At 60.4% G+C, this 775-nt stretch carries 1 protein-coding gene and 1 pseudogene; both read right to left on the bottom strand.

The annotated features are described in order from the left end of the window. Nucleotides 1-361, bottom strand: a pseudogene (locus ACR0MQ_RS22950) (beta-hexosaminidase); the annotation flags it as partial. Further along, nucleotides 358-775: SPOR domain-containing protein (locus ACR0MQ_RS22945; protein ID WP_480611281.1), on the bottom strand; the 418-nt coding region annotated here is incomplete at its 5' end. The gene ACR0MQ_RS22945 and the pseudogene ACR0MQ_RS22950, both read right to left, overlap by 4 nt.

Genomic DNA, 775 nt, shown 5'->3' with positions numbered 1-775 from the left:
GGGCACAGTTACTGTCGATGCCCAGCTCGAACAATTCCCGCGCGATCAGGCGATAGCGCAGATACATCGCGCGTTCGGCGTGATCCCCGGCGCGTTCAGCGTTATCCAGCGGCGGCAGCCACTCGCGCGCAATGGGCGCGCGCAGGCGTTGCACGCGCCCGCCTTCCTGATCAATGGTAATTGGGCAATTGCGACCCACCGCCTCGCGGAACTCATCACATAGGGCGCGGACTTGATCCTCGGTCTCGATATTGCGGGCAAACAGAATGAACCCAAACGGGTTCGTTTCTCGAAACAGTTTCTTTTCCTGAGGCGTCAGGCGCAGCCCCTCGGCATCGGTAATCGCGGCGCAGAATGTCACCGAGCGGCCACCGGGATACAGTCAGCGCCTTGCCCTTGCAGCGCGGCACAGAAATGGCGTGAATCGCTCAGGTCATCAAAGCCCAGAACCCGCAGGCGATAAAACGTCCGGCCACCGCTTGAGGTTTTCTGGATAACACGCTGTTTTCCATCCATATACTCACCGAAACGCCCATTCAGACGATTCCATTCAGCCCGCGCGACATCAGGGCTTTCATACGCGCCCAATTGGGCCATGCGTGTACCTTTGGACAGCGCGTTCGGATCGACATCCAGCCCCACGGCCGCTTTGACAGCCGCGTTGATAGCATCTTCGGTTTTGCTGGATGCAGTAATGCCACTGGCAGTCGTTCGTGCGGGCCGCGTGTTCGGACGCAATGAGCGCCGGACGCCAGGCAGGGCTGCAACCGCAGGG

The organism is Ruegeria sp. AN6 (assembly GCF_056540425.1).
The sequence above is the reverse complement of the archived record's forward strand: the minus strand, read 5'-3'. Positions and strand labels throughout refer to the sequence as shown.